This is a genomic window from Flagellimonas ulvae, assembly GCF_049333175.1.
In the GTDB taxonomy this organism is placed as follows: Bacteria; Bacteroidota; Bacteroidia; order Flavobacteriales; family Flavobacteriaceae; genus Flagellimonas.
Window position 1 is genome coordinate 3,871,550 of the sequence record NZ_CP186325.1, and the last position, 16,819, is coordinate 3,888,368.

General features: G+C 39.5%; 15 protein-coding genes. 5 read left to right on the forward strand and 10 right to left on the reverse strand.

From position 1 onward, the window contains the following. Window positions 1-108 precede the first annotated feature (108 nt). Together trkA and ACOKFD_RS18125 are read left to right on the forward strand one after the other, a co-directional pair. The gene (trkA, locus tag ACOKFD_RS18120) at window positions 109-1,458 is read left to right on the forward strand and encodes a Trk system potassium transporter TrkA (protein WP_422859198.1); all 1,350 of its coding nucleotides are present in this window, start codon (window positions 109-111) and stop codon (window positions 1,456-1,458) included. After that, window positions 1,458-2,948: a TrkH family potassium uptake protein gene (locus ACOKFD_RS18125; RefSeq protein ID WP_422859199.1), complete on the forward strand. Its 1,491-nt coding sequence runs from the start codon at window positions 1,458-1,460 to the stop codon at window positions 2,946-2,948. Before trkA ends, ACOKFD_RS18125 begins: the two co-directional genes overlap by 1 nt. Window positions 2,949-2,962: 14 nt before the next feature. On the opposite strand, the gene ACOKFD_RS18130 is transcribed toward ACOKFD_RS18125, so the two are convergent. Together ACOKFD_RS18130 and ACOKFD_RS18135 are read right to left on the reverse strand one after the other, a co-directional pair. Further along, window positions 2,963-4,150: a pyridoxal phosphate-dependent aminotransferase gene (locus tag ACOKFD_RS18130; RefSeq protein ID WP_422859200.1), complete on the reverse strand. Its 1,188-nt coding sequence runs from the start codon at window positions 4,148-4,150 to the stop codon at window positions 2,963-2,965. A gap of 14 nt (window positions 4,151-4,164) precedes the next feature. Then, complete coding sequence (locus ACOKFD_RS18135) at window positions 4,165-5,268, reverse strand: acyl-CoA desaturase (protein WP_299000276.1); 1,104 nt, start codon at window positions 5,266-5,268, stop codon at window positions 4,165-4,167. Window positions 5,269-5,381: 113 nt separating this feature from the next. On the opposite strand from ACOKFD_RS18135, the gene rsmG reads away from it, so the two are divergent. Continuing rightward, entirely contained in the window at window positions 5,382-6,017 is a 636-nt protein-coding gene (gene rsmG / locus ACOKFD_RS18140; RefSeq protein WP_422859201.1) for a 16S rRNA (guanine(527)-N(7))-methyltransferase RsmG, read from the forward strand. Window positions 6,018-6,068: 51 nt separating this feature from the next. On the opposite strand, the gene ACOKFD_RS18145 is transcribed toward rsmG, so the two are convergent. From ACOKFD_RS18145 to ACOKFD_RS18180, 8 genes are all read right to left on the reverse strand, one after another. Next, on the reverse strand, window positions 6,069-6,590 hold the full coding sequence (locus ACOKFD_RS18145; RefSeq protein WP_422859202.1) for a DinB family protein: 522 nt from the start codon (window positions 6,588-6,590) through the stop codon (window positions 6,069-6,071). A gap of 116 nt (window positions 6,591-6,706) precedes the next feature. Next, the gene (locus tag ACOKFD_RS18150) at window positions 6,707-7,345 is read right to left on the reverse strand and encodes a DUF4377 domain-containing protein (protein ID WP_422859203.1); all 639 of its coding nucleotides are present in this window, start codon (window positions 7,343-7,345) and stop codon (window positions 6,707-6,709) included. A gap of 61 nt (window positions 7,346-7,406) precedes the next feature. Continuing rightward, window positions 7,407-8,444 (reverse strand): DJ-1/PfpI family protein, encoded by a 1,038-nt coding sequence (locus tag ACOKFD_RS18155; RefSeq protein ID WP_422859204.1) that lies wholly within the window; start codon window positions 8,442-8,444, stop codon window positions 7,407-7,409. A 78-nt stretch (window positions 8,445-8,522) separates the two neighbouring features. Next, entirely contained in the window at window positions 8,523-9,473 is a 951-nt protein-coding gene (locus ACOKFD_RS18160) for a GlxA family transcriptional regulator (protein WP_422859205.1), read from the reverse strand. Window positions 9,474-9,485: 12 nt separating this feature from the next. Continuing rightward, window positions 9,486-11,114 (reverse strand): L-glutamate gamma-semialdehyde dehydrogenase, encoded by a 1,629-nt coding sequence (gene pruA / locus ACOKFD_RS18165; protein WP_422859206.1) that lies wholly within the window; start codon window positions 11,112-11,114, stop codon window positions 9,486-9,488. A gap of 73 nt (window positions 11,115-11,187) precedes the next feature. After that, the gene (gene apaG, locus ACOKFD_RS18170; protein ID WP_422859207.1) at window positions 11,188-11,574 is read right to left on the reverse strand and encodes a Co2+/Mg2+ efflux protein ApaG; all 387 of its coding nucleotides are present in this window, start codon (window positions 11,572-11,574) and stop codon (window positions 11,188-11,190) included. Window positions 11,575-11,582: 8 nt separating this feature from the next. Beyond that, the gene (locus ACOKFD_RS18175; protein ID WP_422859208.1) at window positions 11,583-12,662 is read right to left on the reverse strand and encodes a DUF3667 domain-containing protein; all 1,080 of its coding nucleotides are present in this window, start codon (window positions 12,660-12,662) and stop codon (window positions 11,583-11,585) included. A 152-nt stretch (window positions 12,663-12,814) separates the two neighbouring features. After that, the gene (locus tag ACOKFD_RS18180) at window positions 12,815-14,059 is read right to left on the reverse strand and encodes a type IX secretion system plug protein domain-containing protein (RefSeq protein ID WP_422859209.1); all 1,245 of its coding nucleotides are present in this window, start codon (window positions 14,057-14,059) and stop codon (window positions 12,815-12,817) included. Between the two features lie 149 nt (window positions 14,060-14,208). On the opposite strand from ACOKFD_RS18180, the gene ACOKFD_RS18185 reads away from it, so the two are divergent. Both ACOKFD_RS18185 and ACOKFD_RS18190 read left to right on the forward strand, forming a co-directional pair. Further along, window positions 14,209-15,561 (forward strand): Na(+)-translocating NADH-quinone reductase subunit A, encoded by a 1,353-nt coding sequence (locus tag ACOKFD_RS18185; protein WP_422859210.1) that lies wholly within the window; start codon window positions 14,209-14,211, stop codon window positions 15,559-15,561. Between the two features lie 3 nt (window positions 15,562-15,564). Continuing rightward, a complete protein-coding gene (locus ACOKFD_RS18190; protein ID WP_299000254.1) occupies window positions 15,565-16,818 on the forward strand; it encodes an NADH:ubiquinone reductase (Na(+)-transporting) subunit B in 1,254 nt (417 codons plus the stop codon). Window position 16,819 lies beyond the last annotated feature (1 nt).

Consider the following 16,819-nt stretch of genomic DNA (forward strand, 5'->3'; position numbering starts at 1 on the left):
AATCCTTCCATCACATGCGAGGTACTAACCCTTTGGATTGTAGACTATACAGTTTTTACAGCATAGCGAACAATAGAATCTATTTAGAAAAACAGTTTTTTCCAACCGATGAAGATTATTATTGCGGGAGCCGGTGAGGTTGGCTTTCATTTGGCAAAACTATTGTCTTATGAAGCTCAGGATATCACTTTGATTGATACGGACAAAGAAAGTTTGGCGTATGCTGATAATCATTTGGATATTCGGGTACTTCGAGGTGATGCCACGTCAATTGAAGTACTTAAGGAAGCCTGGGTGGAAAGTTCAAATTTGGTAATTGGTGTCACCGCCTCTGAGACTACGAATTTGACACTTTGTCTTTTGGCAAAACAACTGGGTTGTGAGCGAACCATAGCGCGTATTTCAAATACGGAATTCGTTGACAACAAAGATTTAATCAAATTTGATGAGTTGGGGATTGATGAATTGATATCCCCCGAAGAATTGGCAGCAACAGAAATCCAATTACTTCTTAATCAATCTGCGTTTAATGATACCTACGAATTTGAAGAAGGTCTGTTAACCATGATTGGGGTCTTTCTTCCCAAATCTGCCCCATTTGTTGGAAAAATGGTAAAAGAGGCGGCCACAATTTTCCCGGAACTGCATTTCATGCCCATTGCTTTACAACGAATGGGAACTCAGTTCACAGTAATTCCTAGAGGAGATACCGTATTTAAGGAAGGGGATCAGGTCTATTTTATCACTTCCGCAGGAGGTGTTGATGAGCTCTATAAGCTCACCGGTATGCAGAAGCGAGATATAAAAAACGTGATGATACTTGGCGGTAGCAAGGTTGGATATAAAACAGCACGAGACCTCTGCGCCAATAAATTCAATGTAAAACTTATTGAAAAGGATAAGGAGAAAGCCTATGACATTGCAGATGATATCCCTCATGCGCTGGTAATAAATGGAGATGGAAGAAACGTGGAACTTTTGGAAGAGGAAAGTCTGGAATCTATGGATGCATTTATTGCTGTAACGGGAAATTCAGAAACCAACATCATGTCCTGCTTGGTGGCCAAATCCAAGAATATAAAGAAAACCATTGCTTTGGTTGAAAATATGGACTACTTCCAACTTTCACATTCTATTGGAGTGGATACCTTAATAAATAAAAAACTATTGGCTGCCAACAATATATTTAGGTATATCCGTAGGGGTGAGGTTCTTGCAGTGACTCGTTTGAATAATTTGACTGCGGAAATTCTTGAATTTGAAGTAAAAGCAAATTCATTGGTCAATGGAGAGATAATTCGTGAGCTTAACTTTCCAAGAGAGGCTATTATTGGAGGTGTCATTCGCGATGGTAAGGGCATCATTGCTTTGGGAGATTTTAGAATAATGGAAGGCGACCGTGTAGTAGTGTGTTCAAAACCCAAGGCTATCTCCCGCATTGAAAAGCTGTTCCTGTAATGGGTCTCAATACTAGAATCATTGTACATATCATGGGTCTTTTGCTTTTATGCAATGGCTCCTTTATGCTTCTGGCGGCTTTTGCCAGTGGTATATATAAGGATGGAGCTACTCTTGATATTACTTTGGCTGCCATTGTAACCATGCTTTTTGGAGTTATGGCCATGTTCTATACGCGTGGACATAAGAAAGAGGTAAAGCGAAAGGAAGGATATATAGTCGTGACCTTGGGATGGATTGTGATGTCTCTTTCAGGGTCTTTGCCCTATATTTTTTCTGGAGCCATACCCACAGTTACCAATGCATTTTTTGAAACTATTTCTGGATATACCACAACTGGCGCTTCTATTTTAGATAATATTGAGTCTTTACCTAAAGGTATACTACTCTGGCGTAGCCTTACCCATTGGATTGGTGGAATGGGAATTATTGTCCTGGCCATAGCCATTTTGCCATTGTTGGGAATAGGTGGAATGCAATTATTTGCGGCTGAGGCTCCTGGCCCCGGCGGAGATAAACTTCATCCGAGAATTACAGATACGGCGAAAAGATTGTGGCTTATTTACGTAGGGTATACCGCAGCAGAAACCATTTTGTTGAAACTTGCGGGGATGTCCTTTTTTGATGCTATTAACCATAGTTTGGCCACCTTGTCCACGGGAGGTTTTTCCACTAAAAATGCGAGTGTGGCTTTTTGGAACCATGAACCGTTGATTCAGTATATCATTATTCTTTTTATGTTCTTGGCGGGGAGCAATTTTGTTCTGAGTTATTTTGCCTTTACCGGAAAAGTGCAACGTATTCTTAAGGATGAGGAGTTCAAATATTACAGCAGTTTTGTAGTTCTATTTACTTTGATAGTGGGCTTAGTAGTTTATTTCAAAGCAAATGTTCCTGTTTCAGATTTTCATCCCATGGTTTGGGGCGAAGCGGAAAGTGCCTTTAGGCACGGATTATTTCAAGTGATTGCAGTAGTAACTACAACTGGGTTTGTTACTGCCGATTTTACAAGTTGGACACCATTTTTGACGGTTTTTTTCTTTGGAATTATGTTTTTGGGGGGCTCTGCGGGTTCAACAGCAGGAGGTATTAAGGTAATGCGTCACTTGCTGATCATTAAAAATGGTCTTCTCGAATTTAAGCGTACTTTACATACCAATGCCATCATTCCTGTTCGGTATAATAATAAAACAGTTACCGAACACATAGTTTACAATATCATTGCCTTTTTCGTACTCTACATGCTTCTTTTTATTGTAGGTTCTTTGGTGCTGGGATTTTTAGGATTAGATTTTGTTTCGGCCATAGGAGGTTCCGCTTCATCACTTGGTAACGTTGGTCCTGCTCTCGGAAGCCTTAATCCCGTTAGTAATTACAATAGTTTGCCCAACGCAGGAAAATGGTGGTGTGCTTTTTTAATGCTTTTAGGAAGATTGGAGCTTTTCACTGTACTGATACTCCTAACTCCCTATTTTTGGAAAAAAACGTAGGAAAATCGAATGCACTAGACTACCGCGGCTATTCTTGAAATAGCTTCCTTTATTTCATCCACACTGGCGGCATAAGAAATCCGTATAGAGTTTCCATTTCCGAAGGCATCACCGGTTACGGTCGCAACATTGGCCTCTTCGAGTAAATACATGGCAAAGTCAGAAGCATTGTTGATTTGTCTTCCATTTAAAGTTTTACCAAAGAATGAGCTGACATCGGGATATACATAGAATGCACCTTGAGGTTCATTGCAATGGAAGCCGGGAATGTCATTAAGTAATTCTAGAATCAGTTTTCTTCGATTCTTAAACTCGTCCACCATGTATTGTACGCGGGTAGGGGACTCTAATAGTGCTGTAATCACAGCTCTTTGAGCTATACAATTTGCTCCACTGGTTACCTGTCCTTGAAGTTTGTTGCAAGCTCGTGCAATGTATTTAGGCGCACCAATATATCCAATTCGCCAACCAGTCATGGCAAAAGCTTTTGCCACACCATTTACAGTGACCGTTCTATCGTACATATCTTCAAAAGCCCCCATGGAAGCGTGCGCTGTTACGCCATAGTTTATATGCTCATAAATTTCATCACTTACAACTACAATTTGTGGATGCTTTTGAAGCACGTCAGCCAAAGCCCTCAATTCTTCTTTACTGTAAATTGAACCACTTGGATTGCACGGAGAGCTATACCAAAGCATTTTGGTTTTTGGCGTTATAGCAGCTTCTAACTGAGCAGGTGTCATTTTAAAATCATTTTCAATTGAGGTTTTTACCTCAACAGGAACTCCATCTGCCAATTTTACAATATCACTATAACTTACCCAATAAGGGCAGGGTAGAATAACCTCATCACCTTTGTTTAAACAAGCTTGAGCAACGTTGTAAAGTGCTTGTTTGGCCCCGGTTGAAACCACAATTTGTGAACGGTCGTAGGCAATACCATTGTCCCTTTTGAACTTAGTTATGATAGCGTCTTTTAACTCAACATATCCATCTACAGGAGTGTACGAATTATAGCCATCATTGACAGCCTGTATTGCCGCTTCTCTTATATAATCTGGGGTTTTAAAATCGGGTTCACCTAAACTTAGTCCAATGATGTCTTTGCCTTCAGCTCTAAGTTCTCTAGCTTTTGCCGCCATTTCCAAAGTCGCGGATGGAACTAGGCTGTTGATTCTATCCGAAAGTTGGTCACTCATAAAATCGCTTTATTTTATTGGTACTGCAGTGCTGGATTTCTTCCCAGCTCCTTCAAGTGTTTGAAGTGCGAAATTATAGCTTTTCTAGTAGTTTTATATTCGTTGTAAGGCAAATTGAATTCTTTGGCCGTCTGTTTCACAATTTTTGAAATTTTTGTGTAGTGAACATGGCTTATGTTGGGAAATATATGGTGCTCAACCTGGTGATTTAAGCCTCCGGTAAACCAGTTTATGATTTTGTTTCGGGTTCCAAAATTTACCGTAGTAAAAAGTTGGTGGATAGCCCATGTATTTTTCATGTTTCCAGTTTCATCTGGTAGTGGAGTCTCAGCATCCTCAACAATATGTGCCAACTGGAAAATCACGCTCAAAATAACTCCGGCTACATAATGCATAATGAAAAACCCTAAAAGCACCTGCCACCAAGCGATTTCTGCAAAAATCAAGGGTAAAACAATCCATATGGTCAAGTAAAGGGCTTTTGTAATGACCAACGTACTCCAATTTGCAACAGGGTTTGGAAGCTTTCCATAAGATAACTTCCGTTTCATGTATCGATACATTTGCTGAAAATCTGTAGTTATCGCCCAATTAAAGGTCAGTAGTCCGTACAGGAAAATGGAATAGTAATGCTGGAAGCGGTGATGCTTTTGCCATTCCGCGTGTTTGGAGAAACGAAGTACTCTTCCAGCCTCCATATCTTCATCATGCTCGTGAATATTGGTATATGTGTGGTGAAGCACATTGTGCTGTACCTGCCAGTTGTATACGTTGCCCGCCAAAATATAGATGGACCCTCCCATGAGTTTGTTTACCCATTTTTTATTGGAATAGGAGCCATGATTACCATCATGCATTACATTCATGCCTACTCCGGCCATTCCCACTCCCATAGTTATGGACAAAAGCAAATATGCCCAGAATGGTAGGTTTAAAGTAAGTACTAAAAAATAGGGTGTTAAGAAAAGAGCAAACATAATCACCGTCTTGAGGTGTAATTTCCAGTTCCCTGTCTTCTTTATATTATTGTCGTTGAAGTATTGATTAACTCTTTTGTTAAGTGTTCTGAAAAATTGAGCAGAATCTTTTCTTGAAAACCGTACGGTATTCTTTTCCATAAAAAGGTTTTTTACAAATGTAATGAAAATGCCCTCTTCGGACTATCTCTATTTGGAAAACGAGCATGCGAGAGCAAAAGTATTATTTTAGCCAAAATTAACATGTACAACAAATGACTGCAGACTTGATATACCAACATTTTGATATGCTGGACGATACACAAAAAAGTCGTTTTGAGGCATTGGAAGCTTTGTATCAAGATTGGAATGCCAAAATCAACGTGGTTTCTCGAAAAGATATTGATGAACTATACCTGAGACATGTTCTACACTCATTGGGGATTGCTAAAATCCAAACCTTTAATGAAGGAGCAGAAATTTTGGACGTAGGTACTGGAGGTGGATTTCCTGGTATTCCCTTGGCTATTTTATTTCCAGAAACCCAATTTACTTTGGTGGATGCCATTGGGAAAAAGATTAAAGTTGTTCAAGAAGTTATTGATGGTCTGCAATTGGAAAATGTAAAGGCGGTCCATAGCCGTGTTGAAGATATAAAAGGGCAATATGATTTTATTGTAAGCAGGGCAGTGGCTGCTATGCCAACTTTTGTGCACTGGACCAAAGGTAAAATCAAGAAAAATTCGACCCATGAACGCAGAAATGGAATACTTTATTTAAAGGGAGGAGACCTGTCAGAGGAGCTGAAAGACTATACTACGGCTCAGATTTTTGATTTGAAGGAATATTTTTCAGAAGATTTTTTTGAAACCAAAAAGGTGGTGTATCTACCGCAGAAGTTTAAAGGCTGATTTTTGAAGAAACTTATTAAAAAAAAGCCCCAATTTTGGGGCTTTTCAATTTTATTGTGGTTGACTCCAGGGAGGAGTAACTTCATTTGAACGCGCATAGGCAATTAATTGCCCCTTGTGCTCTCCATTATGTTCCATAATAACGAGGAGGCCGGAAAGTGTATTCAGTTTTGCAAAACCGAAATCTACTTCATCACCAAATTTGGAAGATTCCACTTGGGTGATTTTGTCCAGAACAAACTCATTCGATTTCTTTAAGGCTGCAATGATGTTTTCTTTTCCGGTAATCTTACCCAAGTTCATCATGTCTACATCTTCAGGAGGTGGAAACCCTAACTTTGAAGCTAGGAAGTAATTCCCTCCTGCGACATGCAACAAGGCTTCTCCCACAGAATTTACTCCTTCCATAGGCCTCCAATCATATTGTTCTTCGGAAAAAGCTTCAGCAAGCTGGATTACTTGGCCTTGGTTTTGGGTCAAGATTCCTTTAATGGTCTGCTGTACCAGTTTGTCTTCTTGAGCCATGGCGGAAAAACAAACCATTCCTAGGAATAGAATTAGAATTTTTTTCATAGTGATAGTGAATTAATGGTTGAGTGCTACCTGATTTTCAGGAACTTCTAAAGATAATCAATAAAAAAGTTCCAATGATTGGATATTCCTAAAGCGCTATGAAAAGATGAACAAGTCTAATTTTGAGTGACAAAGCAAGCAAAATCATCAGGCTGCCAAATTATTTTAAGGTTGGACAACTCATTTTGGTCAATTCCATCACCTCCCAAAAAACCGATGTATTCCCCCAAGCAATCAAAAACTGGAATTACTTTGTTGATTACTGGGTTGCAGTCATAATATAGGAAGACAGGTTCTCCTTCATACTCTGCTTGTGAAATGTAGCAGTATTTGGTTTGTTCATTGATATTCAATTCCCTTCTTTCAATTTCTATTCGAAGCCATTCCAGGTCTGTTGCTGGTTCTTCAAATGCACAACTGACCTCTGTTCTGGAAACAATCTGGATAAGTTGATACCTGAACGAAGAGCCATCGGGTGGAGGATTGTCAACTCTAGTCCTCTCAACCCGTAAATCGTAGATGAAACCGGGCTCAAAGTCAAAATTCTCAATGGGGTCAAAGAAATTGAACCAACTATCCCCACCAATCTGATCACCTTCCTGAACTTGCAAGCATTGGGTCGGAAAAGCTCCCTCACAGTCCAGCGTAAAATAGTTTACCCGAAGGTTTATTAGTCCCTCTTCGGAATCGTCAGAGGAACACGCCAGAAAACACAGGGAAACGAATAGTAGGGTAAAATAAAAAAGCTTATTCATTGTTTTTGGTTTCTTTTAAGATGTTATATAAAAACAATGGTTGCCTAGCTTTTTTTATTATTTATCTCTTTTCAAAGATCTCCCCGTCCTTACTTCTGGAGTAGCCAATGATTTCTCCAGAATCATTTCGTTTAAAGTAAACGGGACTGTTGGTCTCATCTGAAAAAATATCTCCATTTTCATGATATAGGGGATGAGCCAATTGGTCAAAAATTGCATAAAGAGTACTATCTTGAGGATTCACTGTGACTTCAATCTCACTATTTCCGGTAAATTCATATGAGCCAGTATAGGTCTCTAAATCGGAAATTGATATCTGATTTTGGTATGGATTGTCATCAGATAGTATAAGACCATCTCCAGGTTTCCAGTTGTCATACTCCATGTAGTATGCTGTTCTTTTGGCAGCATTCAAACCTTGAAGCTTGGCAACAAGATGTAAAGCCCCATCAATTCCGGCGGAGATGCCAGCCGTTGTTATAACCTCGCCATTGTCCACAAATCGAACATTTTTTCGGACATCTACATTGGGATATGAGCTTTCTAGGTTATCTAAGGCATTATGAAAAGTGGTAGCGGTTTTTCCGTCCAAAATGCCCGCTTCCGCTAAAATGAAAGCCCCGGTACAAACGGAAAAATGATACTGTACATTCTTCTGGCTTTTAACCCACTGTATTACATTTGGGTTATTGGCTGCCGCATTCGAATTGCCGCCAAAAAAAGCCAGAATGTCTGCTTTAGGTGCATCTTTAATACTGTAATCAGGAACCACTTTTAAGATACCTTGTGAGGTGATGGGGGTTTTGGTGGCGGAGACAGTGAATACTTTGTATCCAGCATAGGCAAATACTTCCATAGGTCCAGCAAAATCAAGTACTTCCACACCATCCTGAAGGTAAAATGCTATGGTTTTTGAGTCACTTTTTTTAATCAAGACCATATTACAATGCTCGCATACCCCGGGTTTGTCATATTCAGCTTGGTCACATGAATTGTTGCATGGAGGGCAAATATATTTCGAGGCAGGGACAACACTGTTCTGGGACATAATGGAAAGCGTTGATAGGAAGAAAATGGATATTTGAATGATTCTGTTCATTTTTGATGATTTTGAACTACAAACATATAATCCAAAAGATTGATAGTAAAGGACAATCAACCGCAGAATAAGGACATGTTACAGGGCCAATTCCGAGGGTAGGGAATCGATGTGTTTTTTAAGAAGTGTTCGTAACTGATTTGCACTTTTCAAGCCACAGGCGTTTGAAACAGCACTTACCTTTTCACCTTTTGATAACAATTGTATGGCTTTTTCAACCCGTAGCTTTTCCAAATAGTGCCCAATAGTGGTGCCTGTTGTTTTTTTGAAAAGTCGTGTGAGATTTCTAGGACTCATATGAACTTTCTCAGCCAAATCCTCTATTGCTGACCTATCTTCCAAGTTTTGAGCTAGAATATCTTGAACTTGATGGATTCGCGTTTCAATATGATTGCGATATTGTAAAAACACACTTAATTGTGGGTCGCTTGGCGAACGCCTTAAATAAATAACTACTTCCTTAGCGATTTTGGAGGCAAACACAGAACCAAACAATTCTTCCAAAATAAACAGGGAAAGGTCAATTCCGGATGCTACTCCCGCGCTTGAGTAGATATTTTCATCTCTTATCAGTAACCGGTCTTGTAAAAGCTTCGCTTTGGGAAAACGCATTTGAAAATCTTCAAAATACTTCCAGTGTGTGGTGCATTCCTTGTCATTCAATAGCCCTGCATGCCCTAAAATATAAGCTCCCGTACAGACAGAACAGGTTTTCGCTCCATTTTTAAATTGCTCTTTCAACCATTCAAAAAAAGAAGCATACCTTTCTGTAAAACCGGGTGCAAAAAAAAGATGGGATTCCAATCCTGGTATAAAAATCAAATCATGATTGGTGAGGGTAAAATCTGAAAAAGGTTTTAATTGTCCCAAAACCAAACCTGCACTGGATTTCTCTTCTGCAGAATTATCCATCGTCAAGTATTGCGTTTCAATATTGGCGCCATATTCCTTTGCTTCATAAAACAAATGGGCAGGCCCCGTTATATCCAATAATTGAACCTCTGGAGGAATAAGGAAAAAAGCACGCATTCCAATTAAGTTTTACCCCAAAAAAGGATATCTATAATCCTCAGGGGTAACAAAAGTCTCTTTAATCAACCTCGGAGATACCCAGCGCAAAAGGTTTTGCGCCGAACCTGCCTTATCGTTCGTTCCTGACGCCCTTGCACCTCCAAAAGGTTGCTGACCTACCACAGCGCCGGTCGGTTTGTCATTGATGTAAAAGTTACCTGCGGCATTCTGTAAAATGTGTGTGGCTTGTTCAATGGCATAGCGGTCTTGGCTCATCACTGCACCGGTTAAAGCATATTCCGAAGTGGAGTCCACCAATTGAAGGGTTTCTTCCCACTTATCGTCTTCATAGACATAAACAGTGACCACAGGTCCGAACAGTTCGGTTTCCATCGTAGTATATTTTGGGTCAGTCGTCAATATTACGGTTGGGTCTATAAAATATCCAACTGATTTGTCATAATTACCACCAGCAATGATTTCTGCATTTGCATCTGCTTTAGCTTGGTCAATGTACTTGGCCAACTTGTCAAAAGAACCTTCATGGATTACGGCAGTTATAAAATTGGACATGTCTTCTGGAGAGCCTGGTTTGTTAAAAGACGCGATATCTTTTTTTACCGATGCCAGAATCTCATCAGCAGTAGATTTTGGTAAATAAACTCTTGATGCGGCACTACATTTTTGACCTTGGAACTCAAATCCACCTCGTGTTATGGCTGTGGCCACTTGTTGAGGTTTAGCTGTAGGGTGTGCAACTATAAAATCCTTTCCCCCAGTTTCTCCAACAATTCTCGGGTAAGTTTTATAGGTATGAATGTTGGTTCCAATTTGTTTCCATAGTTCTTTAAACACAAAGGTTGAGCCTGTAAAATGTAAACCAGAAAAATCAGGACTGGAAAGTACAGTTTCGGTAATCATCACAGGGTCACCCATCACCATATTGATTACTCCTCCGGGCAAACCAGCTTCTTGGAATACATCCATGATGACCTTTGCAGAATACACTTGGCTGTCACTGGGCTTCCACAGAACCACATTGCCCATCATTGCGGCACTTGCAGGTAGATTTCCAGAAATGGCCGTAAAGTTGAAGGGGGTAATAGCATAAACGAATCCTTCCAGTGGGCGATATTCCACACGGTTCCAAATACCATCTGACGAGTCTGGTTGTTCCGCATATATTTGAGACATGTATTCTACATTGAACCTTAAAAAATCAATGAGCTCACAGGCAGCATCAATCTCAGCTTGATGAATGGTTTTGGATTGTGCCATCATTGTAGCGGTATTGATTTTTGCGCGATATGGTCCGGCAATCAACTCTGCTGCTTTAAGGAAAATAGCAGCGCGCTGTTCCCATTTTAAATTGGCCCATTTTTCTCGTGACTCCAACCCATTGGCAATGGCTTCCTCAATGTGTTTTTTCTCAGCAATATGGTAATGTCCTACCTCATGTTGATGTTCATGGGGAGGTGATATGGGTTTTGTGTTCCCAGTTTTAATTTCTTTAGAACCAATGTATAGTGGGACTTCTACCTTGGAATTATAGTAATCCTTGTATTGTTGAAGCACGCTTTTACGCTCTGGAGTACCAGGAGCGTAGCTTTTTACGGGTTCATTAAATGCAGTTGGAACTTGAAAGAAACCTTTTCCCATGGTGGTGAAATTTTAATTTTAAAAATGTCACCAAATGTACTAAAAGCAAAAGCGATTCTAAAACGAAAAAGAACTAGTTTATGGCAAAAGGTGCAGCAAACTTGAAAAGTGGAATCTCTACTTCGAAATCTTCAGAATTACCCAAATTCACCATATGATAATAGCCCATCATGGCCCCAATGGGAGAGGCAAGTAGACAACCCGAACTGTAGGTGTGCGATTTGCCAGGCTGTATAACCGGTTTTCTGCCAATTACACCTTCGCCATCCACAGTTTCCATTTCTTTTAGGGTGTCAAAAATATCCCAGTGTCGCGCTAAAAGCTGCACGGGATATTTGCTCTGGTTTTCAATGGTTACCGTATAACCGAATGCATAGTGTACTTTGTAATTTTTGAAAAAAGTTCCCTCAAAATTAGTCTTTACGGAGACCTTTATTCCTTTGGTAATTTGGGTAAACATAGGCTTGGTCAATAAACAAAAGCGCTTCCTGCAAACAACAAAATTGCTGTGAAAAATGCCAAAAAGACAAAAATCGTATTCAGAAAGATGTATTTAACAATCGTTTTAAATCTTCCTTGCCCATAAAATTTTCGCATGGCTTTGTACAGGTAAATTCCAAAAATCAACAAAAACCAACCTGCACTTGCGGTACCAAAAATGGTATCTATTATTAGGCTAAGGATGAGCAAGATAAATAATAAGGATTGGTTGTGGAAGCTAAAAATGAGATGATCGGTGTAGGTATATTTTTTTCTGATGTACACCAACCAAATGAATGCCGTGAAGATGGGAAGGAAGAAAAATATCACAAAAGGTAGCTTTCCAATAGTAGCGTTGATAAAGCTACCTGGAGCCTGAATTACCCGAAGCAAACTGGCTGCTGCATTAAAGGGCATTCGATTGCTTCGTCTATTTTCGATTTGATATTTTGCAATAGCGTCATTGAAAGAATAAATAGAATCTTTTCGAATAACAACAGTGAAAAAATCCATTTTCTTCATGGTTCTGCCCATCGTGGAATTTTCCTTTTGAAGGGATTTGAAATACTTGGCAGGATCGGATAAAATTAAGGAGTCATTGTTTTCCTTGAATTTCTTTGGGTCGAAGTTTGTAATCGAATCCAAACCTTGTAAAGTCTCAGTTATTTTGAGTTCGTTCTTATCCAACGAATCCAATTGTTCCAAAGCCTCTTGTGCATTTTCGTTCAGGACTATGGAGTCATTAAAAACGTTAGTTGAGTCAAGTGCATAGGAAAGTGGCCGTACCTGATTTATTATTTTCTCATCAAAACCGCTAAACTGCCTGTCAAAGTCAGAAAACGTAGAATTGTAGGTAAACATCAAAAAGTACAGAAAAGCCAAGCTCAAAAGAAAGCGAAAAGGATTGGTGTAAGAAATCCGTTTGCCTTTAATGTAGTCCTTAGTGATAGTTCCTGGTCTGATTAAAAGTACAGAAAGTGTTTTGAGCAACTTGGAATCATAGTTCACTAAACTGGAGAAAAACTCGTCGAAAAAGTCCTTTAAGGTTACCTTTTTTGTACTGTTCATTTGCGAACAGTTTGGGCAGAATTTATCGCTGACATCCAATTCATGTCCACAATTAAGACATTCCACGCCGCGGTACTTTAGCTCAAAGCGCCCTTTTTTGATTAAGCTTGGTTTGTTATCCACTGCGCTGCAATGTTTAAGGCTAAGATAGTTTAATTGGTAATATTTCTTGAATTGACTGAACCTATGCCTATAATGCTGTCGAAAAATTCTCCAAAATCACGATAGTATACTAAAACAAGATAGTTGTTTTCGGTAAAGTGAAAATTTCCGCTTACGGTGTTAAGGTCAATACTGCCATCTTCGCGTTCAATAACATATTTGTAATTATAAAAGCCCTGTTTTATGGGTAACTCAAGTTCCATTCTCCCTTCCTCCTCATTGAATATCATTTTATTTTCGTCCTCAATGGTGTAGTTGTTGAATTTTCCAATGACGTACACATTGTCCAAACCAATTTCATTGGTATAGGGGAGGCTAAAATGAACCTTGGTGTATTCCGCTTCTCTAGATACATCATCGCCTTGAAGAGTTCGCACCACAAAATCACCATTGATGTCAGGGAAAAAAGTATACTCCTGATCGTTCCTGAATATATTTTCAAAAAGATAGTGGTGGTATAAATCCGTTAATTCAATCCGTGATATGGCAAAATTAGTGGTCCTTAAATCTTTCGTGTCAAAATTCAAAAACTCATTACCCCCAAAAAAGCTTGTTTCTTTATCATATCGATATATCAATTCCTGGCCCAAGGTAAATTGAGGAGCTATGTTATATAGCGCGGTTGGCCAAAAATGATTTTGAATAATGGCGACCTTGATTTCCTTTTTTGGATTCACCACAGGAAAGCCTGCGGTATTGATTGAAAATTGGACTACCTGTTTTTCGTTCAAAAAATTAAAATCCCTAGAACGACGCACTACTCCGCCAACTTGAACTAAATCCTTATAGACTACAAACCTCCTTGAAAATTGCAAATCTCCACCCATATTATAAATCTCCAATACGTAATTCCCAGTTACCCGAAGTCTAATATTTTCATTCGGGATAGTAAGTCTGTAATTGGAATAGGGCTGAAGGGTCGTATAGCTGTTTTCGTAATCTATAATGCGTTGGTTGTCCATTCCCGCCAGATACTGTGATTTAAGTAATTGAGATGGTGTCCAATCATAGTCACAATGGATAATTTTATAATAGTAATCCTGCTCGTTTGCAGTCAAGTCATCAAACTCCAAGGTTATGCGTTCCCCTAGCTTGACTACGGGAAATTGATCCTCCGTAGGACCCTTGAAAATAATAGTTTTTATGTTTGATGGGGGATTAACTTCTTCTTGAACCTGAGCCGAAACTGAACATACCAGAAAAAACAATGCAATCTGTTTAAGCCTATTACCCATTTATCGCTTCATTTTTGGGTAAAGGTAAACAAAAAGTATGCCTATTGAATTTAGCTCGTTGTAATCCCATTTTTCTGGATATTTATTATGAAAACAATGCTTTTAATACTAAATTTGCGTTCAATTTTTTAATAAAAGGTCTACAACATATGTCTAGAGACATCCGGATTAAAAAAGGGTTGAACATCAACCTTGTCGGGGCAGCTGAAAAGACTCTTTCCAAAGCCGTTTCAAGTAACGTGTATGCTCTCAACTTAGATGATTTTCATGGTATTACCCCAAAAATGCTGGTGAAGCAGGGGGCCGAAATCAAAGCAGGAGAGCCACTTTTTTACAACAAATCCAATGAAAACATGCTTTTTGTTTCTCCAGTAAGTGGAGAGTTGGTGGAAATTGTAAGAGGAGCGCGAAGAAGGATTCTTACCCTAAAGATTCTTGCAGATAAAAATCAAGAATACACAGAAAATCAAATATTGGATTTAAATGCGGTAGATGGCGGGGCAGTGCGCGATTTCTTGTTGAAATCTGGGGCGTGGCCTTTTATAAAGCAAAGACCTTACGACATTATAGCGAACCCTGAGTCTAATCCCAAAGCTATTTTTATATCAGCTTATGCTACAGCTCCTTTGGCCGCTGATGCCGATTTTGCACTGCAGGGCAAGGAAGTAGAGTTGCAGGCCGCCATTACGGCGTTGGGAAAGCTAACTCCTGGAAAAATTCACGTTTCGGTGGGTAAGTCAAGTAATTCACCTTTTGCCAACATAGAAGGCATTACTTTGCACAAAGTAAGCGGTCCTCATCCGTCTGGTTTGGTAGGAACCCAAATCAATAAAATAGATCCTGTTAATAAGGGAGAGGTAGTTTGGACTCTTTCTCCTCAAGACTTGGTCATTATTGGTGAACTTTTGCTTACAGGAAAGTTCAATGCAGAAAGAACAATAGCTTTAGCAGGCTCTGTGGTGAAATCACCAAAATACTATACTACAAAAATTGGAGCTGAGATTTCCACTTTTTTGTATGCCAGTGGAGTAAACCATGAGAAGTTCAGATTAATAAATGGAGATGTATTGACGGGTAGCAAAACACATCCTGAAGGATATCTTGGATTCTACAACAATACGGTAACTGCCATACCCGAAGGAGATGATTACGAATTCTTTGGATGGAACAAACCCGTATTCAATAAAATATCTTCTACCCGGGCACTTACATTCTCTTGGATGCAGCCTAATAAAAAGTACGATTTGGATACCAATACAAATGGTGAACACCGTGCTTTTGTGGTAACAGGTCGTTATGAGGAAGTATTTCCTTTGGATATATATCCTTTACAATTGTTGAAGGCATGCATGGTAAAGGATTTGGATGAAATGGAGCTTTTGGGTCTTTATGAAGTAGCTCCTGAAGATTTCTCGTTAACAGAATTCATTTGTACTTCTAAACAGCCACACCAACAAATAATTAGGGAAGGATTGGATTTATTACATCAAGAAATTGGATAAAACATGGGATTGAAAGAAACATTACATCAAACCAAGCTCAAGTATCAGGGGAAAAAGATGGCCCCTGCATTCAATGCTTTACACACCTTTTTGTATTCACCAAATGAAACCACCCATTCGGGAGGACATGTTCGTGCGGTAGATGACCTAAAGAGGACTATGAATACGGTAATCTTGGCCTTGGTGCCTTGTTTACTTTTCGGTATGTTCAATGCAGGTTATCAACATTATTCAGCCATTAATGGTTTTCCGGAGAATTTCTCGGTAATGGAGCACTTCATTACATGGGATAACTTTTGGTTGGGAGCAATTACCATCTTGCCATTGGTAATCGTTTCATACGGTGTAGGATTGGCTATTGAATTTGTATTCGCGGTAATCAAAGGCCACGAAGTGGAAGAAGGGTACTTGGTCACGGGAATGCTCGTTCCATTAATTGTTCCAGTTGATACTCCACTTTGGATGTTGGCAATTGCAGTGGCTTTTGGCGTTGTAATTGGTAAAGAAGTATTTGGCGGTACAGGAATGAATATCCTAAACCCCGCTTTAACCATTCGTGCTTTCTTATTCTTTGCTTATCCCACATGGATGAGTGGAGACAAGGTATGGGTGCATGGTGCTGTTGATCGTGCAGGCACGGCTGATGCCATTTCAGGAGAAACCATTTTAGGGTATTTGGCACAAGGAAATTCTGATTTTTCATATTCCCTTTCAGATATGTTCTTCGGTTTCATTCCGGGCTCGGTAGGTGAAACGTCTACTTTTTTGATTCTTCTTGGAGGTTTGTTCCTTATTTTCTCCAAGATTGCTTCATGGCGAATTATGTTGAGCGCAGTTTTGGGCTCTCTAGCCATGGGGTTGATTTTCAATGGCGTTGTGCAAGCAGGATGGATACCGGAATATAGCAAGTTTTATGGGTTAATGAGTTTTGAATTCTGGCAACACCTTTTAGTCGGTGGATTGGCATTTGGAATTGTATATATGGCAACAGACCCTGTAACTGGTTCCCAAACGAATAAAGGAAAATGGATTTATGGATTCTTGATTGGTTTCATGTCCGTAATGATTCGGGTTTTCAATCCAGGATATCCAGAAGGTGTTTTCTTAGCAATTCTCTTATTGAATGTATTCGCACCAACTATAGACCATTATGTGGTTAGAGGAAATGTGAAAAGAAGAATGAAGCGACTGAAGAATGCCACAATACTGCCAAAAGTATCAGGCGAAGTTGAAGAACTTAAAACCGAAACCGTTTAAT

Coding starts and splice junctions, on each gene's coding strand:
- rsmG (WP_422859201.1), top strand. CDS start 5,382: ATGACTGCAGACTTGATATACCAACATTTTGATATGCTGGACGATACA.
- ACOKFD_RS18180 (WP_422859209.1), bottom strand. CDS start 14,059: ATGGGTAATAGGCTTAAACAGATTGCATTGTTTTTTCTGGTATGTTCA.
- pruA (WP_422859206.1), bottom strand. CDS start 11,114: ATGGGAAAAGGTTTCTTTCAAGTTCCAACTGCATTTAATGAACCCGTA.
- ACOKFD_RS18130 (WP_422859200.1), bottom strand. CDS start 4,150: ATGAGTGACCAACTTTCGGATAGAATCAACAGCCTAGTTCCATCCGCG.
- apaG (WP_422859207.1), bottom strand. CDS start 11,574: ATGTTTACCCAAATTACCAAAGGAATAAAGGTCTCCGTAAAGACTAAT.
- ACOKFD_RS18155 (WP_422859204.1), bottom strand. CDS start 8,444: ATGAACAGAATCATTCAAATATCCATTTTCTTCCTATCAACGCTTTCC.
- ACOKFD_RS18175 (WP_422859208.1), bottom strand. CDS start 12,662: ATGAACAGTACAAAAAAGGTAACCTTAAAGGACTTTTTCGACGAGTTT.
- ACOKFD_RS18160 (WP_422859205.1), bottom strand. CDS start 9,473: ATGCGTGCTTTTTTCCTTATTCCTCCAGAGGTTCAATTATTGGATATA.
- trkA (WP_422859198.1), top strand. CDS start 109: ATGAAGATTATTATTGCGGGAGCCGGTGAGGTTGGCTTTCATTTGGCA.
- ACOKFD_RS18135 (WP_299000276.1), bottom strand. CDS start 5,268: ATGGAAAAGAATACCGTACGGTTTTCAAGAAAAGATTCTGCTCAATTT.
- ACOKFD_RS18145 (WP_422859202.1), bottom strand. CDS start 6,590: ATGAAAAAAATTCTAATTCTATTCCTAGGAATGGTTTGTTTTTCCGCC.
- ACOKFD_RS18150 (WP_422859203.1), bottom strand. CDS start 7,345: ATGAATAAGCTTTTTTATTTTACCCTACTATTCGTTTCCCTGTGTTTT.
- ACOKFD_RS18190 (WP_299000254.1), top strand. CDS start 15,565: ATGGGATTGAAAGAAACATTACATCAAACCAAGCTCAAGTATCAGGGG.
- ACOKFD_RS18185 (WP_422859210.1), top strand. CDS start 14,209: ATGTCTAGAGACATCCGGATTAAAAAAGGGTTGAACATCAACCTTGTC.
- ACOKFD_RS18125 (WP_422859199.1), top strand. CDS start 1,458: ATGGGTCTCAATACTAGAATCATTGTACATATCATGGGTCTTTTGCTT.